Source organism: Pseudomonas sp. GM17 (assembly GCF_000282175.2).
Classification (GTDB): Bacteria; Pseudomonadota; Gammaproteobacteria; order Pseudomonadales; family Pseudomonadaceae; genus Aquipseudomonas; species Aquipseudomonas chlororaphis.
Genome location: NZ_CP124732.1, coordinates 2,923,967 through 2,948,840, shown reverse-complemented (window position 1 = coordinate 2,948,840; position 24,874 = coordinate 2,923,967). Strand labels below are relative to the sequence as shown.

The following is a 24,874-nucleotide window of genomic DNA, read 5'->3' as shown; positions in this document are numbered from 1 at the left end:
GAGCAATCGTGACCCTGATTTATGGCCACCGCGGCGCTAAAGGCGAAGCACCGGAAAACACCCTGACCAGCTTCCAGCAGTGCCTCAAGCATGGCGTGCGCCGCTGCGAACTGGACCTGCACCTGTCCATGGACGGCGAGCTGATGGTGATCCACGACCCGACCCTCAAGCGCACCACCGACCGCCGCGGCAAGGTGGTCGAACACAGCGCCGAAGAACTGGTGTCCTATGACGCTCGCAAGGGCGGCCCGGGCTGGGTCACGCCCTGCCCGATCCCGCGCCTGGAAGAACTGTTCGAAAAATGCGACTTCGAGCACTGGCAGCTGGAGGTCAAGAGCGCCTCGCGCACCCGTGCCGCCACCACGGTGCTGGCGATTCGCGAGATGGCACAGCGTTTCGGCCTGCTGGACAAGGTCACCGTCACCTCCAGCTCACGGGAAGTGCTCAAGGCGGCTGTCGAGCTGACCCCGGATCTGTCCCGCGGGCTGGTCGCCGAATACGCCTGGCTCGACCCGTTGAAGGTCGCGCAAAGCTACGGCTGCGAGATTCTGGCGTTGAACTGGACACTCTGCACCCCGGAGCGGCTGCAACGGGCGCAGCGTCAGGGCTTGCATGTGTCGGTATGGACAGTCAACGAGCCTGCGCTGATGCGCAGGCTCGCCGACTTCGGCGTAGACAGCCTGATTACAGACTTTCCCGGTTTGGCCAGCGCCACGCTCGAGAGTTACTGAAATCGGTCTCCCCGGCCGGCTCAGGCCACCGGCCGGAGTCGCTCAAAAAAGCCGGTTGAGGCCGTCGTAAGCGGCTACCCGATAGGCTTCGGCCATGGTCGGGTAGTTGAACGTAGTGTTGACGAAGTACTTCAGGGTATTGAGTTCGCCCGGCTGGTTCATGATCGCCTGGCCGATGTGCACGATCTCCGAAGCCTGGTAACCGAAGCAGTGCACGCCCAGGACTTCCAGGGTTTCGCGGTGGAACAGGATCTTCAGCATGCCTTGCGGCTCACCGGCGATCTGCGCGCGGGCCATGCTCTTGAAGAAGGCCTTGCCCACTTCGTACGGCACCTTGGCCTGGGTCAGTTCCTGCTCGTTCTTGCCGATCGAACTGATCTCCGGAATGGTGTAGATCCCGGTCGGCACGTCGTTGACGAAGCGCCAGCTGCCGTTGTCGACGATGCTGCCGGCGGCCGAACGCCCCTGGTCGTGGGCGGCACTGGCCAGGCTCGGCCAGCCGATCACGTCGCCGGCGCCGTAGATGTTCGGCACGCAGGTGCGGTAGTTCTCGTCCACCTCGATCTGGCCACGGCTGTTGACCTTGACCCCGATGTTTTCCATGCCCAGCCGATCGGTATTGCCAGTCCGGCCATTGCACCAGAGCAAGGCGTCGGCCTTGATCTTCTTGCCCGACTTGAGGTGCAGGATCACGCCATTGTCGAGGCCTTCGACGCGGTCGTATTCCTCGTTGTGGCGCACGGTGATGTTGTTGTTGCTGAAGTGGTAGCTCAGCGCCTGGGAGATCTCGGAGTCCAGGAAGCTCAGCAACTGGCCGCGGTTGTCCACCAGTTCGACCAGTACCCCCAGGCCACTGAAGATCGAGGCGTATTCACAACCGATCACGCCAGCGCCGTAAACGATGAGTTTGCGCGGGGTGTGGCCGAGGCTGAGGATGGTGTCGCTATCATAGATTCGCGGGTGGTGGAAATCGATATCGGCCGGGCGATATGGACGCGAGCCGGTGGCGATGATGATGTGCTTGGCCACCAGCTTCTCGACCACGCCGTTGGCGCAGACCACTTCGATGGTCTGCTCGTCGGCGAAGCTGCCGGTGCCGAAGAACACGTCGACCCGGTTACGCGCGTAGTAGCCGGTGCGCGAGGCGACCTGCTTGGAAATGACCTTCTCGGCGCTTTTCAATACGTCGGGGAACGAGAACCAGCGTGGCTCGCCAATGGCCCGGAACATCGGGTTGGTGTTGAACTGCATGATCTGCCGGACCGAGTGACGCAAGGCCTTGGACGGGATGGTGCCCAGGTGGGTGCAGTTACCGCCGACCTGGCGACGGCTATCGACCATCGCTACCTTGCGCCCAGCTTTCGCGGCGTTCATTGCCGCACCTTCTCCAGCGGGGCCTGAACCCAACACCACTACGTCGTAGTTGTAGACAGCCATGCGTACTCCTCAGAACAGGCCGCGGCACCCGATGTGGCACCTGCGGCTAAATCATGCCGCGGCCAGCGGCATGAAGGATCAATTTGGCTCGGTTACGAACCCGGGCACAGTCTATAGAAGCGTCAACGCCGCGCACATTAACCCTTGGTCGCGTCGCCGGCTACTTTTGCCTGCGACATCGCGCCGCGGCACCGCGCAAGATTACTGCTTTTGTCCGGCAAACAGGCGATCAAACGCGCGGTTGCTGCGTGTGACGAAGCCTGTATCGGCGCGAATCACAAAAAATGCGGCGATATCGTGTTTTTCCGCGTAATCCCAACCGCGCTCGGGACCGAGGATCAGCAGCAGGGTCGACAGACCATCGGCCATCACGGCCGCGGGATGAATCACCGTGACCGCAGCCAGCCCATGCTCGACAGGCCTGCCGGTGCGGGCGTCGAAGGTGTGGGAATAACGCTGTCCGTCGCGCTGGAAATAATTGCGGTAGTCGCCGGAAGTCGAAACCCCATAACCATCGACGGCGATGACCCGCTCGGCCAGCTGTCGATCGTCCCGCGGCTCCTCCAGGGCAATGCGCCATGCCGAACCGTCGGGTTTCCTGCCGACGGCCTTGAGTTCGCCGGTGGCTTCGACCAGGTAACTGTCGATGCCCATTTCCGCGAGCCTGGCGGCAATCCGGTCCACCGCATGACCGGCGGCGATGCTGTTGAAATCCACCTCGACCGCGGCGTCCTTGCACAGCTGGTCGCCCTCGATACGCAGATGGGTATAGCCGACTCGCTGCCGCACCTGCGCCAGCGCCGTATCGCTCGGCACCGCCTCTCCGCGCCCCTGCGGACCGAAGCCCCAGAGGTTGAGCAACGGCTCGACCGTCAGATCGAAGGAGCCCTGGCTGTCCCGCGACAGCTGCTGGCCAATCTCGATCAAGCGCAGGACCGCCGCCGGCATCGCCTGGCAGCTATTGGCCGGCAGATCGTTGAAGCGTTCGATGTCCGAGTCGCTGCGATAGGTCGACATCTGCCGGTCGATCTGCGCAAGTATCCGCTCGACCTGGGCCTGCACCTCACTCGGCGCGGCCAGGCCTGCCCGCCTCACGTACTTGATCGAGTAGGTGCTGCCCATGGTCGGGCCGCCGAAGCTTTCCAGCGAGTCGCCCCGACCACATCCGGCCAGGGCCATTGCCAGAACGACAGGAAGCCACCCTCGCACCCAAGATTCACCCAGCAAGACTTCGCCTCCCGACAATCGATTTCCCTCTCGGTTTCGTCCGACCAGGGCGGGCCATTATGCGGCAGCCAGCGCGGATTTGATGCAGGCCGAACCCGGCTCATCGCGAGCTCGCTCCTGCGGGTTTATTCCGCGAACTGGCTGGCAATAAATCCCAAGCCGTCCATCTACTTAGCAAGCAAGCTAAGAGTTTTTGTTGCCTCGGCAGACTCATACACATATTGTTACAAACTGTCTGGCCTGCGGCTTAGCCACCCCAGACCGTGCAGCCAGGACGGATAACGACCAGGGATCGCTAACAAAATAGCCAAAGTGAGTGAATAAAATGTCCACGACCACGGGCAAAGGCAAGGCGATCTTTCGCGTTGTCAGCGGCAACTTTCTGGAGATGTTCGACTTCATGGTCTACGGCTTTTACGCCACGGCCATTGCCAAGACCTTCTTCCCTGCCGACAGTGCTTTCGCGTCATTGATGCTGTCGCTGGCGACCTTCGGCGCTGGCTTCCTGATGCGCCCGCTGGGTGCGATCTTTCTTGGCGCTTATATCGACCGTCATGGCCGGCGCCGGGGCCTGATCATCACCTTGCTGCTCATGGCCGCGGGCACGGTGCTGATCGCCTGCGTCCCGGGTTATGCCACCCTCGGCGTCGCCGCGCCGTTGCTGGTGCTGCTCGGCCGCTTGCTGCAGGGCTTCTCTGCCGGTGTGGAACTGGGTGGCGTCTCGGTTTACCTGGCGGAAATCTCCACCCCGGGCCGCAAGGGCTTCTTCGTCAGCTGGCAATCGGCGAGTCAACAGGCCGCCGTGGTCTTCGCCGGCCTGCTGGGCGTTGGCCTGAACCACTGGCTGAGCCCGGAACAAATGGGCGACTGGGGCTGGCGCATGCCGTTCCTGGTGGGCTGCATGATAGTGCCGGCGATCTTCATGATCCGTCGTTCGCTGGAAGAAACCCCGGAGTTCCAGGCACGCAAGCACCGCCCTACCCTGCGGGAAATCATCCGCTCCATCGGCCAGAACTTCGGCATCGTCCTGGCCGGCATGGCACTGGTGGTGATGACCACTGTGTCCTTCTACCTGATCACCGCCTACACCCCGACCTTCGGCAAGGCCGAATTGCAGCTGTCAGACCTGGACGCTCTGCTGGTCACCGTGTGCATCGGCCTGTCGAACTTCTTCTGGCTGCCGGTGATGGGCGCCGTATCGGACAAGGTCGGGCGCAAGCCGCTGCTGCTGGCGGCGACCGTCCTGGCGATCCTCACGGCTTACCCGGCCCTGTCCTGGCTGGTGGCCAACCCGAGTTTCAGCCACCTGCTGATCGTCGAGCTGTGGCTGTCCTTCCTCTATGGCTCGTACAACGGCGCCATGGTGGTGGCTCTCACCGAAATCATGCCGGTTGAAGTGCGCACCACCGGCTTCTCCCTGGCCTACAGCCTGGCCACCGCCACCTTTGGCGGCTTCACGCCGGCGGCCTGCACCTACCTGATCCATGCGCTGGACAACAAGGCGGCGCCGGGGATCTGGCTCAGCGGCGCGGCGGTGCTGGGCCTGATCGCGACCCTGGTGCTGTTCCGCGGCAACAAGCATGAACTGCGCACTGCGCAGGCAGCAGTAGTGGGTGGCGCCTGATCGACCGTCTTCGCGGGCAAGCCGCGCTCCTGCAGGTTATGCGTCAGTTCTGAAATCGCATACGCCCCGTAGGAGCGAGGCTTGCCCGCGAAAAGGCCCGCCCAATCAACTCATCCCTCCAGCCATCAAACGCCACAAACAAAAACGCCCCGACAAGTCGGGGCGTTTTCATGTGCGGCTAAGGCTTAGCGCGGGAACGCAGGCGGGTTCACACCGGCCATGTCTTCCATCACGCGAACCACCTGGCAGCTGTAACCGAATTCGTTGTCGTACCAGACGTACAGAACAACGCGGTTATCCTGGGTGATGGTCGCTTCAGCGTCCACCACACCGGCGTGGCGCGAGCCCACGAAGTCGGTGGAAACCACTTCCTGGGAATTGACGAAGTCGATCTGCTTGTGCAGGTCGGAGTGCAGCGCCATGTAGCGCAGGTACTCGTTCATCTCTTCACGGGTAGCGGCTTTCTCAAGGTTCAGGTTGAGAATGGCCATCGACACGTTTGGCGTCGGAACGCGGATCGCGTTGCCGGTCAGCTTGCCGGCCAGCTCAGGCAGGGCCTTGGCGGCAGCGGTGGCAGCACCGGTCTCGGTGATGACCATGTTCAGCGCGGCGCTACGGCCACGACGATCGCCCTTGTGGAAGTTGTCGATCAGGTTCTGGTCGTTGGTGTACGAGTGAACGGTTTCGACGTGACCGTTGACGATGCCGAACTTGTCGTTCACGGCCTTGAGCACCGGCACGATGGCGTTGGTGGTGCAGGAAGCGGCGGAAACGATCTTGTCGTCAGCGGTGATTTCGGCGTGGTTGATACCGTGAACGATGTTCTTCAGCTTGCCTTTGCCAGGCGCGGTCAGAACGACACGGTCGATACCCGGGCAGGCCAGGTGCTGACCCAGGCCGTCGGCGTCACGCCATACACCGGTGTTGTCCACCAGCAGCGCGTCTTTGATGCCGTACTGGGTGTAGTCCACCTCGGTCGGATTCTTCGCGTAGATAACCTGGATCAGGTTGCCGTTGGCGGTGATGGTGTTGTTGGCTTCGTCGATGGTGATGGTGCCGTTGAACGAACCGTGCACCGAATCGCGACGCAGCAGGCTGGCGCGTTTGGTCAGGTCGTTTTCGGCGCCTTTGCGCACCACGATGGCGCGCAGGCGCAGGCCGTCGCCACCACCGGTTTTCTCGATCAGGATGCGCGCCAGCAGACGGCCGATACGACCGAAGCCGTACAGGACCACGTCGGTGCCTTTGCGGGGCGAAGCGTTTTGCTGACCAACCACGTCAGCCAGCTCTTCGCGAACGAATTGCTCGGCGGTGCGGCCATTGCCTTCGTTACGGAATTTGAACGCCAACTTGCCCAGGTCCACCGAAGCCGCGCCGAGCTTGAGCTCGCTCATGGCCTTGAGCAGTGGGAATGTTTCGTGGACGGAGAGTTCGCTATCGTCGGAAGAGCGATGGCGAGCAAAGCGGTGAGCTTTGAGAATCGCGATGACAGACTGGTTGATCAGGCTGCGGCCATAGATCGAGCTCACCACATTGTTATTGCGGTAGAGCTGACCGATAAGCGGAATCATCGCTTCTGCGAGCGCTTCACGGTCGATCCATTCACCAAGACACTGGTCGGGCTTCTGAGTCACGGGAACCTTCCACATGTAGGGGCTGAAAAAAGGGGCTACATTATGCAGCCGAGTCCCCTGCGTAGCAATGCGCGCCTGTCGCGCGGAACGTAACAAAAATCCATCCGGAAAAAACACACCCCGCTCCAGCCCAGTAAATACGCGGGTTCCAGAAAGGCCTCATTTTGCGCGGTATCCCAGCGTTGTCTGTAACCCTCCGTAACACCGCCCCGATTCGGCACTACATTTCCCGCCAAGAAACGCGTTTTTTTGTCATAACCACTACATTTTCCGCAACCGCGTAATAGACACATCAGCAACTGACAGCCGGTACGCCGGACCGCTACAATTACCGACTTTGTCGCAACGCTGGAGCTCAACCTTCCGTGCCCGTTCTGCGTCTACCGCAACTCCCTGCCGCCGCCGGCAAACAGCACTGGGGCAATCTGCCCGGTGCCGCCCTCAGCCTCGCCATTGCCGAGGCTGCCAGCGCCGCCAAGCGCTTCACCCTGCTGCTGACCGCCGACAGCCAAAGTGCCGAACGGCTGGAGCAGGAGCTGAGTTTCTTCGCCCCGGATTTGCCCGTGCTGCATTTCCCGGACTGGGAAACCCTGCCCTACGACCTGTTCTCGCCGCACCAGGACATCATCTCCCAGCGAATCGCCAGCCTGTACCGGCTGCCGGAGCTGGAGCATGGCGTGCTGGTGGTGCCGATCACCACGGCCCTGCATCGCCTGGCGCCAACCAAGTTCCTGCTGGGCAGCAGCCTGGTGCTGGACATCGGTCAGAAGCTGGATGTCGAACAGATGCGCACTCGCCTGGAAGCCAGCGGCTATCGCTGTGTCGACACGGTCTACGAGCACGGCGAGTTCGCGGTGCGCGGCGCCCTGATCGACCTGTTCCCGATGGGCAGCAAACTGCCTTATCGCATCGACCTGTTCGACGATGAAATCGAGACCCTGCGCACCTTCGATCCGGAAAACCAGCGCTCCATCGACAAGGTCGATTCGGTGCGCCTGCTGCCGGCGAAAGAATTCCCGCTGCAAAAAGAAGCCGTCACCCGCTTCAAGGCCCGTTTCCGCGAACGCTTCGACGTCGATTTCCGCCGCTGCCCGATCTTCCAGGACCTGAGCAGCGGGATCACTCCGGCCGGTATCGAGTATTACCTGCCGCTGTTCTTCGAAGACACTTCGACCCTGTTCGACTACCTGCCCCAGGACACCCAGGTGTTTTCCCTGCCGGGCATCGAGCAGGCGGCCGAAAACTTCTGGAACGACGTGCGCAACCGTTACGAAGAACGCCGCGTCGATCCGTCCCGTCCTTTATTGCCACCCGCCGAGTTGTTCCTGCCGGTGGAAGACTGCTTCGCCCGTCTGAAAAGCTGGCCGCGGGTGGTCGCCAGCCAGCAGGACATCGAGGCCGGTGGCGGCCGCGAGCGCTTCCCGGCGCAGCCCCTGCCCAACCTCGCCATCGAAGCCAAGGCCAATCAGCCGTTGGCGGCCCTGGCGAATTTCCTCGATGAGTTCTCCGGACGCGTGCTGTTCACCGCCGAATCCGCCGGGCGCCGCGAGGTACTGCTGGAGTTACTGGAGCGCCTGAAGCTGCGGCCGAAGACCGTCGACAGCTGGCCGGACTTCGTCGCGGGCAAGGATCGCCTGGCGATCACCATCGCACCGCTGGACGAAGGCTTGCTGCTGGACGATCCGGCCCTGGCGCTGGTGGCCGAAAGCCCGCTGTTCGGCCAGCGCGTGATGCAGCGCCGGCGCCGGGAGAAACGCGCCGACGCCAACAACGATGCGGTGATCAAGAACCTCACCGAGCTGCGCGAAGGCGCGCCGGTGGTACATATCGATCACGGCGTAGGCCGCTATCTGGGCCTGGCCACCCTGGAAATCGACAACCAGGCCGCGGAATTCCTCACCCTCGAATACGCCGAGGGCGCCAAGCTCTATGTGCCGGTGGCCAACCTGCACCTGATCGCCCGCTACACCGGTAGCGACGACGCCCTGGCGCCACTGCACCGCCTGGGTTCGGAAACCTGGCAGAAAGCCAAGCGCAAGGCCGCCGAGCAGGTGCGCGATGTCGCCGCCGAACTGCTGGACATCTACGCTCGCCGCGCGGCCCGCGAAGGTTATGCCTTCGCCGATCCGAAAGCCGACTACGCCACCTTCAGCGCCGGCTTCCCGTTCGAAGAAACCCCCGACCAGCAAACCACCATCGAAGCGGTGCGCGAGGACATGCTCGCGGCCAAGCCGATGGACCGCCTGGTCTGCGGCGACGTCGGCTTCGGCAAGACCGAAGTGGCGATGCGCGCCGCTTTCATCGCCGTGCACGGCGGCAAGCAAGTGGCGATCCTGGTGCCCACCACCCTGCTCGCCCAGCAGCACTACAACAGCTTCCGCGACCGCTTCGCCGACTGGCCGGTGACCGTGGAAGTGATGAGCCGCTTCAAGTCCGCCAAGGAAGTGAATGCCGCGGTGGCCGACCTGGCCGAAGGCAAGATCGACATCGTCATCGGCACCCACAAGCTGTTGCAGGACGATGTGAAGATCAAGAACCTCGGTCTGGTGATCATCGACGAAGAACACCGCTTCGGCGTGCGCCAGAAAGAACAGCTCAAGGCCCTGCGCAGCGAGGTCGACATCCTGACCCTGACCGCGACGCCGATTCCGCGCACGCTGAACATGGCGGTGTCGGGCATGCGCGACCTGTCGATCATCGCCACGCCACCGGCCCGACGCCTGTCGGTGCGCACCTTCGTCATGGAGCAGAACAAGAGCACGGTCAAAGAGGCCCTGCTGCGCGAGCTGCTGCGTGGCGGCCAGGTCTACTACCTGCACAACGATGTGAAGACCATCGAGAAATGCGCCGCCGACCTCGCCGAACTGGTGCCGGAAGCGCGCATCGGCATCGGCCACGGGCAGATGCGCGAACGCGAACTCGAACAGGTGATGAGCGACTTCTACCACAAGCGCTTCAACGTGCTGATCGCCTCGACCATCATCGAGACCGGCATCGACGTGCCGAGCGCCAACACCATCATCATCGAGCGCGCCGACAAGTTCGGCCTGGCCCAGCTGCACCAGTTGCGCGGCCGGGTCGGTCGCAGTCACCACCAGGCCTATGCCTACCTGCTGACGCCACCGCGCCAGCAGATCACCCCGGACGCGGAAAAGCGCCTGGAGGCGATCGCCAACACCCAGGACCTCGGCGCCGGCTTCGTGCTCGCCACCAACGACCTGGAAATCCGCGGCGCCGGCGAACTGCTGGGGGATGGTCAAAGCGGGCAGATCCAGGCGGTGGGCTTCACCCTTTATATGGAGATGCTCGAGCGCGCGGTGAAAGCCATCCGCAAGGGCGAGCAGCCGAACCTCGACCAGCCCCTGGGTGGCGGTCCGGAAATCAACCTGCGTCTGCCGGCGCTGATTCCCGAAGACTACCTGCCGGATGTGCATGCGCGGCTGATCCTCTACAAGCGCATCGCCTCGGCCACCGACGAGGACGGCCTGAAGGACCTGCAAGTGGAGATGATCGACCGCTTCGGCCTGCTGCCAGAACCGACCAAGAACCTGGTACGCCTGACCCTGCTGAAACTGCAGGCCGAGCAACTGGGGATCAAGAAGGTCGACGGCGGCCCGCAGGGCGGTCGTCTCGAGTTCGCCGCCGATACCCCGGTGGACCCGCTGGCGCTGATCAAACTCATCCAGGGCCAACCCAATCGCTACAAATTTGAAGGCGCCACGCTGTTCAAATTCATGGTGCCGATGGAACGTCCGGAAGAACGCTTCAACACATTGGAGGCGCTGTTCGAGCGCCTCACCCCGAAAACTGCTTGAAGGACGCCCCATGCGCCTGTTTCGCTCACTGACCTTGCTTCTGACCCTGGTCGCTCCCTCGGCGTTTGCCGACATGTATCAGGTCGAAATGATTCTGGTGCGGCAGAACGCGGTTCCCGCCATCGTCAGCCGCGCCGCCCCCGAAGACTGGGCCACCGGCGCCCAGCGCCTGGGCGCCGACAGCCAGCGTACCCCGGCGCTGGGCGGCGTGGTCGAGAAACTCACCGCCAGCGGCGACTACAGCGTGCTGATGCACAAGGCCTGGCAACAGGCGCTGGGCGAAAACCCGGTGAAAGTCGCGGTCAGCGAGGGCCAGGAACAGTTCGGCCAGTTCCCGATCGAGGGCACCCTGACCCTCAAGCTCGGGCGCTTCACCGATGTGGATGCGCAGTTCTGGGTCAACCGGATCGACAGCAATGGCCTGGTGACCGCCAGCGAACGTCTGAAACAGGAAAGCCACACCAAGAACGGCCAGCTCAACTACCTCGACAACGGCCACCTGGCCCTGCTGATCAAGATCACCTCGCTGTCGGCCCCCACGCCGCGCGAGGCGCCGCCTGAAATCGTGGACTGACAGAAGTCCCTATGCCCCCGACCCTGACCAAACCCCTGGCACCTTCCTGGGTCAGCCGATTCAAGGAACAAGCCCTGGAGCGTGGCCGCCGCTACGCTCTGGAGAACCGCGTCAGGATCGTCCAGGCCGGCGACAGCGTCATCACCGCCAGTTGCGAGGGTTCGGGGGGCAACGTCTATCGACAGACCATCAGCCTGCGCGAGTCGGCCAAGAACACCTTACTGATGGTCGAAGCCTCCTGCACCTGCCCGGTGCGCAGTAATTGCAAACACATTGCCGCGGTGCTGCTGAAAATCGAGGAGACCCTGGCCTACCCGGCGGCAGCGAAAGACGCCGAGCTGCTGGAAAAACTCCAGGCCGTCCTGGAAAACCGCAGCCCCGCCCCGCTGCCGCAACAGATCGTCGACAACGTGCAACCGGTGCCCCGGTTGTGGCTGGCCAGTATCGAGTTCAGCGCCTTCGAACCGCGCAACGGCAAGATGCAGCGCTACATCCAGCACCGTGCCGCGCTGTCGTTCAGCTACCTGGAGGAATACGTCAGCGGGCAGAAAAACGCCGACGTGGTGATTCGCCAGGAACACCAGACCCTGCGCATCAGACGCCAGCCGGAAGTCGAACAACGCTATCGCGAACAACTGCGGGCGCTGGGTTTCAAGATCGCCACCCGGCAAAGCAAGGCCCTGCCGGAAAGCGCCGGCGAGCTGTATGAAATGGTCAACGACAGCGCCTGGCTGACCTTCACCCTCAACGAACTGCCCAAGCTGCGCACCCAGGGCTGGGAGCTGCAGATCGACGACGACTTCGGCTTCGACCTGACCGCCGTGGACGACTGGTACGCCACGGTGGACGAAGCGCCGGGGCGCGACTGGTTCGACCTGGAACTGGGCATCATCGTCAACGGCGAGCGCCTGAGCCTGTTGCCGATCCTGCTCAACCTGATGCGCTCCCACACCGAGATCCTCAACCCGGAACGCCTGGCCAGACGCCGCGACGACGAACTGATCCTGGTGAACATTCCCGGGCGCCCCAACTCGCCCAACGGCCCCCTGCAAGTGGCGCTGCCCTATGGCCGGCTGAAGCCGGTGCTGGCCACCCTGGGCGAGTTCTATCTGCAGGAACCCGGCGAAACCACACTGCGCCTGAGCAGTGCCGACGCGACCCGCCTCAATCCGCTGGAAGACCTGCCCCTGCTCTGGGAAGGCGGCGAACACATCCGCTCCTTCGCCCAGCGGCTACGCGACATCAAGGACTACTCGGCCCCCGCGCCGGCGGGCCTGAACGCCACGCTGCGCCCCTATCAGCTCGAAGGCCTGAGCTGGATGCAGTCCCTGCGCCAGCTGGAAGTCGGTGGCATCCTGGCCGACGACATGGGCCTGGGCAAAACCCTGCAGACCCTGGCCCATGCGCTCAGCGAAAAGAACGCCGGGCGTCTGGACCGGCCGTGCATGGTGGTGATGCCCACCAGTCTGATCCCCAACTGGCTCGACGAGGCGGCGCACTTCACGCCGCAACTCAAGGTCCTGGCCCTGTATGGCGCCGGCCGCCATAAGCACTTCGCCCAGCTGGCCGACTACGACCTGATCCTGACCACCTACGCGCTACTGCCCAAGGATGTCGAGCAACTCGCCGCCCTGCCCCTGCATGTCCTGGTGCTGGATGAGGCGCAATACATCAAGAACCCGTCGAGCAAGGCGGCCCAGGCCGCGCGCGCGCTCAATGCCCGGCAGCGCCTGTGCCTGAGCGGCACGCCGCTGGAGAATCACCTGGGCGAGCTGTGGTCGCTGTTCCATTTCCTGTTGCCCGGCTGGCTGGGGGACGTGAAGAGCTTCAATCGCGATTACCGCGTGCCGATCGAAAGGCACGCCAGCGAAGTACGCCTGCAGCACCTCAATGGGCGGATCAAGCCCTTCCTGCTGCGCCGCACCAAGGAACAGGTGGCCACCGAACTGCCGCCCAAGACCGAGATCATCCATTGGGTGGAGCTCAATGAAGCCCAGCGCGATGTGTACGAAACCATGCGCCTGGCCATGGACAAGAAAGTCCGCGACGAGATCACCCGCAAGGGCGTGGCCCGCAGCCAGATCATCATTCTTGAAGCGTTGCTGAAACTGCGCCAGGTGTGCTGCGACCTGCGCCTGGTCAACGAAGACGCGGTGCCGGCGCGAGGCAGCTCCTCCGGCAAGCTCGACAGCCTGATGGAGATGCTCGAGGAACTGTTCGACGAGGGTCGGCGCATCCTGCTGTTCTCGCAATTCACCTCGATGCTGAGCCTGATCGAAGCCGAACTGAAGCGCCGCAATGTCGCCTACGCCCTGCTGACCGGACAGACTCGCGATCGCCGCACGCCGGTCAGGGACTTCCAGGGCGGCAAGCTGCAGATCTTCCTGATCAGCCTGAAAGCCGGCGGCGTCGGCCTCAACCTGACCGAAGCCGACACCGTGATCCACTACGACCCCTGGTGGAACCCGGCCACGGAAAACCAGGCCACCGACCGCGCCTATCGGATTGGCCAGGAGAAGCCGGTGTTCGTCTACAAGCTGATTGCCCGCGGCACCGTGGAAGAGAAAATCCAGCACCTGCAGCAAGAGAAGTCCGACCTGGCCGCGGGCGTGCTGGATGGGCGCAAGGCCGGGGACTGGAAGCTGCAGAGCGAAGACATTGAAGCCCTCTTCGCCCCGCTGCCCGACAAGAAAGGCGGACGCTGATCTGGAGCGGCTGGTGCAGCCTGCGATCGGCTGTGCAGCAGACGTAAATACCGCGGATTCAGGTTTTGCGAGCGCTACGCACTCGGTCGCAGCCTTCGGTAGCGGCTACAGGTTTGCCGCGAGGACCCGCGCCAGCGTCGCCTGCACCTTGCCCATGCCGTCCTGCAACGCCTGCTCGATCTCGGCCATGGTAATCACCGTCGCGGACTTGCCCGCCGCGGGGTTCACCACCAGCGCCAGGCAGGCGTAATCCAGCTCCAGCTCACGGGCCAGCGCCGCTTCCGGCATGCCGGTCATGCCGACGATGTCGCAGCCGTCACGCTCCAGGCGGGCGATCTCCGCCACGGTTTCCAGGCGCGGGCCCTGGGTGCAGGCGTACACACCCTGGCTGCTGAACTCGCAGCCTTCGGCGGTCAGTGCGGCGATCAACTCTTGGCGCAGCGACTCGCTGTAGGGATAGCTGAAGTCGATGTGGGTGACCTGCTCCAGGTCGTCGGCAAAATAGGTATGCTCGCGACCGCTGGTGTAGTCGATCAGCTGATGCGGCACACAGAAATGCCCGGAGCCCATCGCCGGATGAATGCCACCTACCGCGTTGACCGCCAGAATCGCCTCGGCGCCAGCCTGCTTCAGCGCCCAGAGATTGGCCCGGTAGTTCACCTGATGCGGCGGGAAGCGATGGGGATGACCGTGACGCGCCAGAAACAGCACCTCGCGACCGGCGTATTCACCCTTCTGGATATCCGCCGACGGAGCGCCATAGGGCGTATCCAGGGGCAAGGATTGGTGAATGCTCAAGCCTTCGAGCCGGGTCAGGCCGGTACCGCCGATAATCGCGTAGACCGTCATCGCAAAAGCCCTTAATCGATCAATTGGGCATCTTTGAGTGCGCCGAGCGCCGTCAGCCAACGCGGATCCTGACGATAGTCGGTGCAGGCAAACGCCTGGCCACGCATCCGCGCAATACGCGCCGACGGCGTCACTTTCAGACGCTGGGCCGCGCTCAGTGCCAGCTCGGCCGCAGCCCGGTCGTTACACACCAGGCCCATGTCGCAACCGGCCGACAGCGCCGCTTCGATCCGGCTCGCGGCATCGCCCACCACATGAGCACCGGCCATCGACAGGTCGTCACTGAAGATGACACCGTCGAACTGCAATTCACCACGCAGGATCTCCTGCAACCAACGGCGGGAGAACCCGGCTGGCTGGGCATCGACCTGAGGGTAGATGACGTGGGCCGGCATCACCGCCGCCAGCTGCTTGCTCAGGCGCGCGAAAGGCACCAGGTCCTTGGCGCGAATCTCGTCGAGGCTGCGCTCGTCATCGGGGATCGCCACGTGGGAGTCCGCCTCGGCCCAGCCGTGCCCGGGAAAATGCTTGCCCGTGGCCGCCATGCCGGCGCTGTTCATGCCACGGATAAAGGCGCCTGCCAGCAAGGCGGCGCGCTCGGGGTCGCCCTCGAAGGAACGGGTGCCCACCACGGCGCTGCGCTGATGATCGAGGTCCAGCACCGGCGCGAAGCTAAGGTCCAGGCCGACGGCCAGCACTTCGGTGGCCATGATCCAGCCGCACTGCTCGGCCAGGTACTCGGCATTCGGGTTGTCGGCAATGGCGCGCATGGCCGGCAGCCGCACGAAGCCCTGGCGCAGGCGTTGCACGCGACCGCCCTCCTGGTCCACCGCAAGCAGCAGGTCCGGGCGAATCGCCCGGATGGACGCGCTCAGCTCACGCACCTGCCGCGGATGCTCGATATTGCGGGCAAAGATGATCAGCCCACCCACTTCGGGCTGGCGCAGGAGTTGGCGATCTTCAGCCGTCAGCCAGGTACCGGCGACATCCACCATCAAGGAGCCTTGCAGGCCTGTGGTCATAGCAATTCCTTAGTAACGAAGTACGCGCACGGCACCGCAAAGGGTGCTGGCGTGGCGCGGACGCACGAGTCCATTGCTGGCGGCAAGGCCCGGCAAGCGACGATCGGCGAAAGGTGTGAAGAGAGGTAGGAAACGAGAGTTGGCATGGGCGGCTAGCTTAGCGGATGTAAGCTGCCGCGCCCACCCGGACGGTCAGGCCTTGGCGACCGCCGGAGTCGATTTGCTGCGCGGCTTGAGCTGCGCCGTGGCCATGGCATCGTCGGTGACGCCGGTTTCGGCGCGCATGCCAGCCGCAAGGAATGGCACCATCAGGCGCATCACCTGCTCGATCGAGGTATTGACCCCGAAGTCGGTCTCGGCAATCGCACGCAAGGCCTTGATCCCCGACATGCTGAACGCCGCCGCCCCCAGCATGAAGTGCACACGCCAGAACAGTTCGATCGGTGGAATACGTGGAGCGGCTTCGTTGACCAGCAGCATGTAGCGGCGGAACACCTTGCCGTACATGTCTTCCAGATAACGTCGCAGGTGCCCCTGGCTCTGGCTGAAGGCCAGGCCCAGAAGGCGCATGAAAATGGACAGGTCGTTGCCGCTGCGAGGCTGGACCACCAGGGCCTGCTCGACGAGGATTTCCAGCAGCTCTTCGAGGCTTGGCTTGCTGTCCGGCTTGGCCGAACGCCGCTCCAGCTCACGGTCGAGGCTGACGCAGAACGGCCCGAGGAAGCGCGAGAACACCGCCTGGATCAGGGCCTTCTTGGAACCGAAATGATAATTCACCGCCGCCAGGTTGACCCCGGCCTTGCTGGTGATCAGCCGCAATGAGGTTTCGGCAAAACCTTTTTCCGCGAACAACTGCTCGGCAGCATCGAGAATGCGTTCAACGGTTTCCGACTGGGCCATGGCTACTCCGCCTGACAAACACTTGTTTGAAACATACGTTTCAGCCCCAGCCTTGTCAAGCCTGCCTGTCCGTTTTGCGGCCGGTCAGTCAGCTATTTAATCATACCCGCCGCTTCCTGTAGCCAGCCACGCGACACCAGGCATGCGCAGCGGCGACCCGACCGTCCAGCGGCGATTGGAAAAAGGAGGATTGCCAAGCGGCATTCACTGTATATAATTCCAGTCACTGTATAAAAAGACAGAGCGATCGACATGCTAAAACTGACGCCACGCCAAGCTGAGATTCTGGCTTTTATCAAACGTTGCCTCGAAGACAACGGCTACCCACCGACCCGCGCGGAAATCGCCCAGGAACTGGGTTTCAAGTCGCCCAACGCCGCTGAAGAACACCTCAAGGCGCTGGCCCGCAAAGGCGCGATCGAAATGACTCCAGGCGCCTCCCGCGGCATTCGCATCCCGGGGTTCGAAGCCAAGCCCGACGACTCCAGCCTGCCCATCATCGGCCGGGTCGCCGCAGGTGCTCCAATTCTCGCCGAGCAGCACATCGAAGAGTCCTGCAACATCAATCCGGCCTTCTTCCATCCACGTGCCGACTACCTGCTGCGGGTTCACGGCATGAGCATGAAGGACATCGGCATTTTCGATGGCGACCTGCTGGCCGTGCACACCACTCGCGAGGCCCGCAATGGCCAGGTCGTCGTCGCCCGCATTGGCGATGAAGTCACCGTGAAACGCTTCAAGCGCGAAGGCAGCAAAGTCTGGCTGATTGCCGAAAACCCTGAGTTCGCCCCTATCGAGGTCAACCTGAAAGATCAGGACCTGGTGATCGAAGGCTTGAGTGTCGGCGTCATTCGCCGCTAAAGGAGGCTGTATGCAGTTCCCTCACACACCACAGCATGCACAACTGCCACTGTTCGAAGCGTTCATGGCCCAACCCCTGGCGCCTATCCTCAAAGAGGTCGTCGAATCGCCCTGGAGCAACGAACCGGAAGCCTTCAGTGAACTGTCGTTACGCGGTGCCGCCGGGAACTGCCTGAGCCTGCTGGCGCCCATCCTCAGGGAACTGAGCCAGGACCAGGATGCGCGCTGGCTGACATTGATTGCCCCGCCGGCCAGCCTGACCCAGGCCTGGTTGCGGGATGCCGGCCTGAACCGCGAACGGATTCTGCTGCTGCACCCGCGCGGCGCCCAAAGCGCGCAACAACTGGCTTGCGAGGCGCTGCGCCTGGGACGCAGCCACACCGTTGTCAGCTGGCTCAACCCGTTGAACAGCAGTGCCCGTCAACAGCTCATCAGCGCAGCCCGCACGGGCGACGCACAAAGCCTGAATATTCGTCTGGGCTGACCGCTAGAAGCGTCGATGGACACACTTGAATGACACAAGGCTTCTCCAGGATTGAGAAGCCGAAAGGAGGCGACGAACGACAGCAAAAAAACCGACAAACGGACTCAGTGAAGAATCCGTGGCCCCTCTTCTTTCTCCAATTCGCCTTCAACCAGGCGACCCGCCATCTGCACACCCACGCTCAACATGGCCTTGGCCACCTCGACATGCTGGCCTTGCAAGAAGGCTTTGGCATCCTCTGAAAAGTCCAGAGTGACCAGAGAACCCTCGTCCTCGGCCCTGCGCAGCTCGATACGACCGTCTGGCAATTCGACAATTTCTAGAAAGGACGTTGGCATAAAGGTCTGTTCTCCACGAAAGGCCGGGATTATATCAGTCATCACCCCGACCTCGCGCGGGCCCAAACGGTTTTCTTTATTGGCCTGGCATTACAAACAGGCATTTGCCATCAGAAATTCGGCTTGTAATCAAAACTCGCGGCGGCTTCCTTATCGGAAAACGGCGTAATAGCCTGCTTCTTGTTGATGACCGCGTTGACCATCGAACTGGGGAACATCTGGATGCAGTTATTGAACTCCTCGACGGTCCGGTTGAAGACCGTAACGGCGGCTGCAATGTTCGCCTGCTGTTCGACGATTTCCTTCATCAACCCACTGACGATTCCCGCCGCCTTGAGTTCCGGATAGGCCTCAAAGGCCATGTTCAGCCCCCCCACCAGTTCCCGAGTGGCCATCTGCGTCGACTTCAGCGCCTCACCACTGGCCGCCTCAGGCAACCTTCCGAGGGCCGAACGCAGGCCCACCACTTTCTCCAGCACGTTGCTTTCATAGATCTTGAAGCTGGAAGCCTGTTCCTCCAGGGCATCCAGCACCTTGATCTTCTGCCGCTCATACACGAGCACATCGGCCCATGCGCGCTGAGCGCGGTTCCCTGCGCCGACAATCTTGTTGTAGTAGTACCAGAGGAGCCAGGCCACCAGTATCGCTGTAAGAAGGATGATCATTTACTGCTCCATGTCCTGCGTTCTTTTCTTCGGTAGATTGAAATTGTCGTCATGCAACTCGGCAAACTGGTGCAACAGTTCCAGCACCGGCCTCAGGCGCGGCATCGTCGCCCCCTGCATCAAGCCGGCATGAAAGGCGACCGGCTCCGCAAGGCTTACCGCCGAGGTAGCGATGCCGACCACATCATCATTGTTGAAGCTCACGCATAGGCGGCTCTGGGAGGAAAACTCGAAACTGACGTCTTTCAACTCCTTGGCGATCTGCAGCAGCTTGAGCACGGTGATCGGCGTGGCGAAAGTCGCGCAGGCCATCTCCGTCGCGCCAGTCAGGGTGAAGGCAGAATTGAATTCCCGGGTCGTGGTCTTGTAGAGATGCTCGCGATCCATGGCTCGATGCTTGTCACCACGAACGGCAACCTCGGCTGCCCAGGGAAAGTCGAACACCAGGCTATAGCGGTCATACCCAACATAGCGGGTTCTGGTTTCCCTTCGAGAACCGCCCTTGCCGTCGGAAACCGATACTTCGTAGGTTTCCATATCGACGTAATGCAGATGGTGGAAAGCGTAAGGCAGATCGTGCACCGCACCGCTGTAAACGCCCAGCAGCGTGTTCTTGAGCTCACGGGAATAGTTACCCCGACGATAGTGCGCAAACTCATTCATCATCACGGCCAGGGTGAAAATCCCCGAAGCCGACGCATCATCTACGCCAGCGCTGAGCAGAGCCGCTTTGCGAATGATCTTCTGCGATAGCGCCTTCACCACATCCGGATGAATGAAGTGGTTGGCGCCGCGCCGGCGCATCAGGTAGATCCCGGGAATCAGCAACGGCCAGACCAGTATTCCGGCAATGCACAGGCACCAGGCCAGTTTTTTTGAATTGGGATCTGAACGACTAAGGACAATAGGTTCGGGAAAATCGCGAATCTGCTCCACCGCCTTGAGCAGATCCCGGGACGAAGCGGCCGCGGCCGCCAGACGATCGACACGATCGAACAGCGCAGGCAGCGCATTCGTCTCTGTAGCTGAAGCCATTACTCATCCTTGAATGATTGGTCGTACTCGAAGATATCCGCTAGCGGCGGCTCAACACTCATTCAGGCCGTCACGGAAGCGAATCGCCAAAGCCTTGAGGTTCTGACGCCATTGCTCCAGCTCTTCCCGGCTCAGCTGCGGTGCCTGCTCTTCTTCATCGAGGTTCACTGCGACGATCAACGGCTGGGTGACATCGCCCTTGGGTTTATGCGGCACCCGCGGTGGCTGGAACATCGCCGAATGGGCGGCCAGCAGCTTCGCCAGCCAGGTCTCCGGGTTATGGGCCAGTTCCACCAGCTCGGCCAGCTCGGGGATGGCGATGCTTTCCAGCACCTCACGGGTCAGCAGTAGCTCCGCACGGGGCGCATTGGCCTGCGGGAGGCGATAGAAGCCAGCAATTTCATGGCACAAGCCAAGCAGCGCGCCATACAAGTGAAACAACACCGACTCTCGTCCCGCCTGCACCAGCGCCTGAGCATTCATTGCCCCGCCCGCCTCGGCTCGCGCCAAGGCTTCCAGCGACAGGCCGGCGAAATAAATTTTCTGGTTGGTGCGGGTATAGAGTTCGTGGGCCATGACGGCAATCTCCACAACGAATAGATACAGCAGGCTGGCCTTACAGTGTCATGGAACACTCCAGCCCACCGCAAGCCCAAAAGAAAGGCCGCGTACCCTTGAGAGGTTTACGCGGCCTTTTCAGAAGCGTCCGATGCGGACCTTAACGCTTGTCTTCGACCTTCCAGCTACCGCCGTCGTAGAACGCGCGCCAACCAGTCGGCTTGCCGTCGACTTCGGTCTGCACGTACTGCTCCTTGGTCTTGCGGCTATAGCGGATCACCGCCGGGCGACCGTCCGGGTCCTTCTTCGGCGCTTCGCAGAGGAAGTGATACTTCGGATCGATCTCGTCCTTGTGCGGAATCAGCTCGAGCACCAGCGGTGCGCGAGTCTCACGGTTTTTCGGGAACTGGCTGGCCGCCAGGAACAGGCCCGATGCCCCGTCGCGCAGGATGTAGGTGTCGTTGACCTTCTCGCATTTCAGCTCAGGCATCTTCACCGGATCCATCTTCGGCGGCGCCGCGTCACCGCTCTTGAGCAGCTTGCGGGTGTTCTTGCAGGTCGGGTTGGTGCAACCGAAGAACTTGCCGAAACGGCCGGTCTTGAGCTGCATCTCGCTGCCGCACTTGTCGCATTCCAGGCTCGGACCTTCGTAGCCCTTGATGCGATAGCTGCCCTCTTCGATCTCATAGCCCGCGCAATCCGGGTTGTTACCGCAGATGTGCAACTTGCGTTTCTCGTCCAGCAGATAGGCGTCCATCGCCGTGCTGCAGATCGGGCAACGGTGCTTGCCGCGCAGTACCAGCGACTCGGATTCACCCTCGTCGTCCGCGGCGATCTCGTCGCCCGGCACTAGGTTGACGGTAGCCTTGCAGCGTTCTTTCGGCGGCAGGCTGTAACCCGAACAACCGAGGAATACACCGGTGGACGCGGTACGAATCTGCATCGGACGGCCACAGGTGAGGCACGGGATATCGGTCATCACCGGCTGGTTGGCGCGCATGCCGCTGTCGCTGCCTTCGGCCACTTCGAGCTTCTTCTTGAAGTCACCGTAGAACTCGTCGAGGACGTTTTTCCAGTCGCGCTCGCCCTGGGCCACGTCATCGAGGTGCTCTTCCATACCGGCGGTGAAGCCGTAGTCCATCAGGTTGGAGAAGCTCTCGGACAGACGCTCGGTGACGATGTCGCCCATCTTTTCCGAATAGAAACGACGATTGTGCAACGCCACGTAGCCGCGATCCTGGATGGTGGAAATGATCGCCGCGTAGGTCGAAGGACGACCGATGCCACGTTTTTCCATTTCCTTGACCAGGCTGGCTTCGGAGTAACGCGCCGGCGGCTTGGTGAAGTGCTGGCTCGGGTCGAGCTTGATCAGTTTCAGCACATCGCCCTGCGCCATATCCGGCAGGACATCGTCGTCGCCCGGCTTGCTCATCTGCGGCATGACCCGGGTGTAACCGTCGAACTTGAGGATGCGGCCCTTGGCACGCAGCTCAAAGCCGCCAGCGGCGACGCTGACGGTGGTCGACAGGTATTGTGCCGGCAGCATCTGGCAGGCCACGAACTGGCGCCAGATCAGCTCGTAGAGGCGCTCGGCGTCACGCTCCATGCCCGACAGCTTGCTTGGATGGGTGTTCACGTCGGACGGACGAATCGCTTCGTGCGCCTCCTGGGCCCCTTCCTTGCTGCTGTAGAAGTTCGGCGAGGACGGCAGGTATTTGTTGCCGAACTCTTCTTCGATATAGGTCCGCGCCATCGTCAGGGCATCAGCCGAGAGGTTGGTCGAGTCGGTACGCATATAGGTGATGTAGCCGGCTTCATACAGACGCTGGGCCATCATCATGGTTTTCTTCACCCCGAAGCCCAGGCGGTTGCTCGCGGCCTGCTGCAGGGTGGAGGTAATGAAGGGGGCCGACGGCTTGCTGCTGGTCGGTTTGTCTTCGCGCTTGGCGATGGTGTAGGTCGACGCCTTGAGCTTCTCCAGTGCCGCCATGGCCTGGGCTTCGTTCAGCGGCTTGAAGGCCTCGCCGTTTTCCCGGGCCACTTCGAAGCGCACATTGGCGCCCTTGGCGGTGCCGAGGTCGGCATGAACTTCCCAGTACTCTTCAGGGATGAAGGCACGAATTTCGCGCTCACGCTCCACCACCAGCTTCACCGCCACCGATTGCACACGGCCGGCAGACAGGCCACGGGCGATTTTCGCCCACAGCAGCGGCGAGACCATGTAACCCACCACGCGGTCGAGGAAACGACGCGCCTGCTGAGCGTTGACCCGATCGATATCCAACTCGCCCGGCTGGGAGAAGGCTTCCTGGATCGCCTTCTTGGTGATTTCGTTGAACACCACGCGCTTGTAGCGGCTGTCATCCCCACCAATGGCTTCCCGCAGGTGCCAGGCAATGGCCTCCCCTTCGCGGTCCAAGTCCGTTGCGAGATAGATGGTGTCAGCATCCTTGGCGAGCCGGCGCAGCTCTTCGATGACTTTTTCCTTGCCTGGAAGGATCTCGTACTTGGCTTTCCAGCCGTGGTCCGGATCGACTCCCATGCGCGAGACCAGCTGCTTGCGCGCCTTCTCCTTGGCCGACAGCGCCGGTGCTTCACCAGCAGCAGCCTTGCCACGCTTGGCAGCAGGCTCTTTGGCGGCGCTCGCCGAACCACTGGTGGGCAGGTCTCGGATATGGCCGATACTCGACTTCACCACGTATTGGTTACCCAAGTACTTGTTGATGGTCTTGGCCTTAGCCGGGGATTCCACAATGACCAGCGATTTGCCCATGGATCGGAAAATTCCTGAATTCGAGAAGTGAGAGGCGGTTGGCGCCTGACGCGGCACCGCTATATATAGTGGCAACAAGGTGAGGTCAAGCGCAGGGTTCTGCGCGACCTCAGCTTAAGGCTGCGAAAAAAGACTGGGTTCGGCCTGCACCAAAGCAAAGCGTGGCACCTGCTCGCCGTCAACCTCGACCGACTCCAGGAACATGCTCAAGGGGCGCACCCAAAAGCCGTAATCGCCATACAGGGCTTGATAGAACACTACTTCCTCTTCCGTCTCGGAATGCCGCGCCACGCTGAAAACGCGGTACTGCGGTCCCTTGTAATGCTGATAGAGCCCGGGTTGTAATTGCATGTTCTGGCCCTCGTGCAAAATAAAAAATAATAAATCTTCAGAAAAACAAAAACCGGGGCACTGGGCCCCGGCTTCCATCAACGCAACGCTTAAACGCGTTCGAAGACAGTGGCAATGCCCTGGCCAAGGCCAATGCACATGGTGGACACGCCAAAGGTGCCGCCATTCTGCTTCATGACATTGAGCAAGGTGCCGGAGATACGCGCACCGGAACAGCCGAATGGGTGACCCAGGGCGATCGCGCCGCCGTGCAGGTTAACCTTCTCGTTCATCTTGTCGAGCACTTTCAAATCTTTCAGCACCGGCAGAGCCTGCGCCGCGAAAGCTTCGTTGAGCTCGAAGAAGTCGATATCGGCGATTCCCAGGCCCGCGCGCTTCAGTGCTTTCTGCGTGGCCGGTACTGGACCATAGCCCATGATCGCCGGATCCACACCCGCCACCGCCATCGAACGGATCACCGCCAGCGGCTGGATGCCCAGGTCCTGGGCACGCTGCGCCGACATCACGATCATGCACGAAGCACCGTCGGTGATCTGCGACGAAGTACCGGCCGTCACAGTGCCGCCCTTCGGATTGAAGGCCGGCTTGAGGGCCGCCAGGCTTTCCAGGGTGGTCTCGGGACGAATGGTCTCGTCGTAGTCGAACAGTTTCAGGAAACCGTTCTCGTCGTAACCCTGCATCGGGATGATTTCGTCCTTGAACTTGCCTTCCACCGTCGCCTTGTGGGCGAGTTGGTGGGAGCGCAGGCCGAAGGCATCCTGTTGCTCACGGGTAATGCCGTGCATCTTGCCGAGCATCTCGGCAGTCAGGCCCATCATGCCCGAGGCTTTCGCCGCGTACAGGGACATGTGCGGGTTCGGGTCGACGCCGTGCATCATGCTCACGTGGCCCATATGCTCGACGCCACCCACCACGAAGACGTCACCGTTGCCGGTCATGATCGCCTGGGCGGCGGTGTGCAGCGCGCTCATCGACGAGCCACACAGACGGCTGACGGTCTGGCCGGCCGAGGTGTGCGGGATCTGGGTCATCAGCGACGCCATGCGCGCGATGTTCCAGCCTTGCTCCAGGGTCTGGTTCACACAGCCCCAGATCACGTCTTCGACTTCCGCCGGATCGACCTTGGCGTTGCGTTCCAGCAATTTGCTGATCAGGTGCGCCGACATGTCTTCGGCGCGGGTATTGCGGTGCATGCCGCCCTTGGAGCGGCCCATCGGAGTACGACCGAAGTCGACAATCACGACGTCTCTAGGATTCAAGCTCATATATTCACTCTCGCTCTAGTAGGGGG

Annotated in this window: 20 protein-coding genes; 7 read left to right on the top strand and 13 right to left on the bottom strand. The window is 62.1% G+C overall.

Annotated features, from left to right (window positions below):
- Positions 1 to 8 precede the first annotated feature (8 nt).
- Positions 9 to 731 (top strand): glycerophosphodiester phosphodiesterase, encoded by a 723-nt coding sequence (locus PMI20_RS13350; RefSeq protein WP_007926940.1) that lies wholly within the window; start codon positions 9 to 11, stop codon positions 729 to 731.
- Between the two features lie 42 nt (positions 732 to 773).
- Here PMI20_RS13350 and sthA read toward each other — a convergent pair whose 3' ends face one another.
- Together sthA and PMI20_RS13340 are read right to left on the bottom strand one after the other, a co-directional pair.
- Positions 774 to 2,168, bottom strand: a complete 1,395-nt coding sequence (gene sthA / locus PMI20_RS13345) for a Si-specific NAD(P)(+) transhydrogenase (RefSeq protein WP_007926939.1) — start codon at positions 2,166 to 2,168, stop codon at positions 774 to 776.
- A gap of 201 nt (positions 2,169 to 2,369) precedes the next feature.
- Positions 2,370 to 3,347: an FAD:protein FMN transferase gene (locus PMI20_RS13340; RefSeq protein ID WP_007926938.1), complete on the bottom strand. Its 978-nt coding sequence runs from the start codon at positions 3,345 to 3,347 to the stop codon at positions 2,370 to 2,372.
- Positions 3,348 to 3,720: 373 nt separating this feature from the next.
- Between PMI20_RS13340 and PMI20_RS13335 the strand changes: the two genes are divergently transcribed.
- The gene (locus PMI20_RS13335) at positions 3,721 to 5,019 is read left to right on the top strand and encodes an MFS transporter (protein ID WP_092418195.1); all 1,299 of its coding nucleotides are present in this window, start codon (positions 3,721 to 3,723) and stop codon (positions 5,017 to 5,019) included.
- 185 nt (positions 5,020 to 5,204) lie between these two features.
- Here PMI20_RS13335 and PMI20_RS13330 read toward each other — a convergent pair whose 3' ends face one another.
- Positions 5,205 to 6,668, bottom strand: coding sequence for a glyceraldehyde-3-phosphate dehydrogenase (locus PMI20_RS13330; protein WP_007921292.1), 1,464 nt, complete (start codon positions 6,666 to 6,668; stop codon positions 5,205 to 5,207).
- 350 nt (positions 6,669 to 7,018) lie between these two features.
- Here PMI20_RS13330 and mfd point away from each other — a divergent pair, with 350 nt between their 5' ends.
- Genes mfd through PMI20_RS13315 form a run of 3 tightly spaced genes read left to right on the top strand, consistent with a single transcriptional unit; the run spans position 7,019 to position 13,747 of the window.
- Positions 7,019 to 10,468 (top strand): transcription-repair coupling factor, encoded by a 3,450-nt coding sequence (mfd, locus tag PMI20_RS13325; protein WP_007921294.1) that lies wholly within the window; start codon positions 7,019 to 7,021, stop codon positions 10,466 to 10,468.
- 10 nt (positions 10,469 to 10,478) lie between these two features.
- Entirely contained in the window at positions 10,479 to 11,042 is a 564-nt protein-coding gene (locus PMI20_RS13320) for a CsiV family protein (protein WP_007921296.1), read from the top strand.
- A gap of 11 nt (positions 11,043 to 11,053) precedes the next feature.
- Entirely contained in the window at positions 11,054 to 13,747 is a 2,694-nt protein-coding gene (locus tag PMI20_RS13315) for a DEAD/DEAH box helicase (RefSeq protein WP_007921297.1), read from the top strand.
- A 105-nt stretch (positions 13,748 to 13,852) separates the two neighbouring features.
- Here the strand turns inward: PMI20_RS13315 and PMI20_RS13310 are convergent, their stop codons facing one another.
- The 3 genes from PMI20_RS13310 to PMI20_RS13300 form a co-directional block, all read right to left on the bottom strand.
- On the bottom strand, positions 13,853 to 14,596 hold the full coding sequence (locus tag PMI20_RS13310) for an S-methyl-5'-thioinosine phosphorylase (RefSeq protein ID WP_007921298.1): 744 nt from the start codon (positions 14,594 to 14,596) through the stop codon (positions 13,853 to 13,855).
- An 11-nt stretch (positions 14,597 to 14,607) separates the two neighbouring features.
- Entirely contained in the window at positions 14,608 to 15,606 is a 999-nt protein-coding gene (nagZ, locus tag PMI20_RS13305; RefSeq protein ID WP_177323773.1) for a beta-N-acetylhexosaminidase, read from the bottom strand.
- Between the two features lie 204 nt (positions 15,607 to 15,810).
- Positions 15,811 to 16,518: a TetR/AcrR family transcriptional regulator gene (locus PMI20_RS13300; protein WP_007921300.1), complete on the bottom strand. Its 708-nt coding sequence runs from the start codon at positions 16,516 to 16,518 to the stop codon at positions 15,811 to 15,813.
- Between the two features lie 252 nt (positions 16,519 to 16,770).
- Here PMI20_RS13300 and lexA point away from each other — a divergent pair, with 252 nt between their 5' ends.
- Entirely contained in the window at positions 16,771 to 17,379 is a 609-nt protein-coding gene (gene lexA / locus PMI20_RS13295; RefSeq protein ID WP_007921301.1) for a transcriptional repressor LexA, read from the top strand.
- Between the two features lie 10 nt (positions 17,380 to 17,389).
- A complete protein-coding gene (gene sulA / locus PMI20_RS13290; protein ID WP_007921302.1) occupies positions 17,390 to 17,863 on the top strand; it encodes an SOS-induced cell division inhibitor SulA in 474 nt (157 codons plus the stop codon).
- 104 nt (positions 17,864 to 17,967) lie between these two features.
- On the opposite strand, the gene PMI20_RS13285 is transcribed toward sulA, so the two are convergent.
- The 7 genes from PMI20_RS13285 to fadA all read right to left on the bottom strand — a co-directional run bounded on the left by PMI20_RS13285 (position 17,968) and on the right by fadA (position 24,848).
- Positions 17,968 to 18,201, bottom strand: coding sequence for a hypothetical protein (locus tag PMI20_RS13285; protein ID WP_009042980.1), 234 nt, complete (start codon positions 18,199 to 18,201; stop codon positions 17,968 to 17,970).
- Positions 18,202 to 18,311: 110 nt separating this feature from the next.
- Positions 18,312 to 18,866: a LemA family protein gene (locus PMI20_RS13280; protein ID WP_007921304.1), complete on the bottom strand. Its 555-nt coding sequence runs from the start codon at positions 18,864 to 18,866 to the stop codon at positions 18,312 to 18,314.
- Positions 18,867 to 19,901 (bottom strand): hypothetical protein, encoded by a 1,035-nt coding sequence (locus PMI20_RS13275; protein ID WP_007921305.1) that lies wholly within the window; start codon positions 19,899 to 19,901, stop codon positions 18,867 to 18,869. It abuts the gene before it with no gap.
- Between the two features lie 51 nt (positions 19,902 to 19,952).
- Positions 19,953 to 20,477 (bottom strand): DUF6586 family protein, encoded by a 525-nt coding sequence (locus PMI20_RS13270; protein WP_007921306.1) that lies wholly within the window; start codon positions 20,475 to 20,477, stop codon positions 19,953 to 19,955.
- Between the two features lie 142 nt (positions 20,478 to 20,619).
- A complete protein-coding gene (gene topA / locus PMI20_RS13265; RefSeq protein WP_007921310.1) occupies positions 20,620 to 23,232 on the bottom strand; it encodes a type I DNA topoisomerase in 2,613 nt (870 codons plus the stop codon).
- 114 nt (positions 23,233 to 23,346) lie between these two features.
- On the bottom strand, positions 23,347 to 23,583 hold the full coding sequence (locus tag PMI20_RS13260) for a DUF1653 domain-containing protein (protein ID WP_007921312.1): 237 nt from the start codon (positions 23,581 to 23,583) through the stop codon (positions 23,347 to 23,349).
- An 89-nt stretch (positions 23,584 to 23,672) separates the two neighbouring features.
- The gene (gene fadA, locus PMI20_RS13255; protein ID WP_007921313.1) at positions 23,673 to 24,848 is read right to left on the bottom strand and encodes an acetyl-CoA C-acyltransferase FadA; all 1,176 of its coding nucleotides are present in this window, start codon (positions 24,846 to 24,848) and stop codon (positions 23,673 to 23,675) included.
- Positions 24,849 to 24,874: the final 26 nt, after the last annotated feature.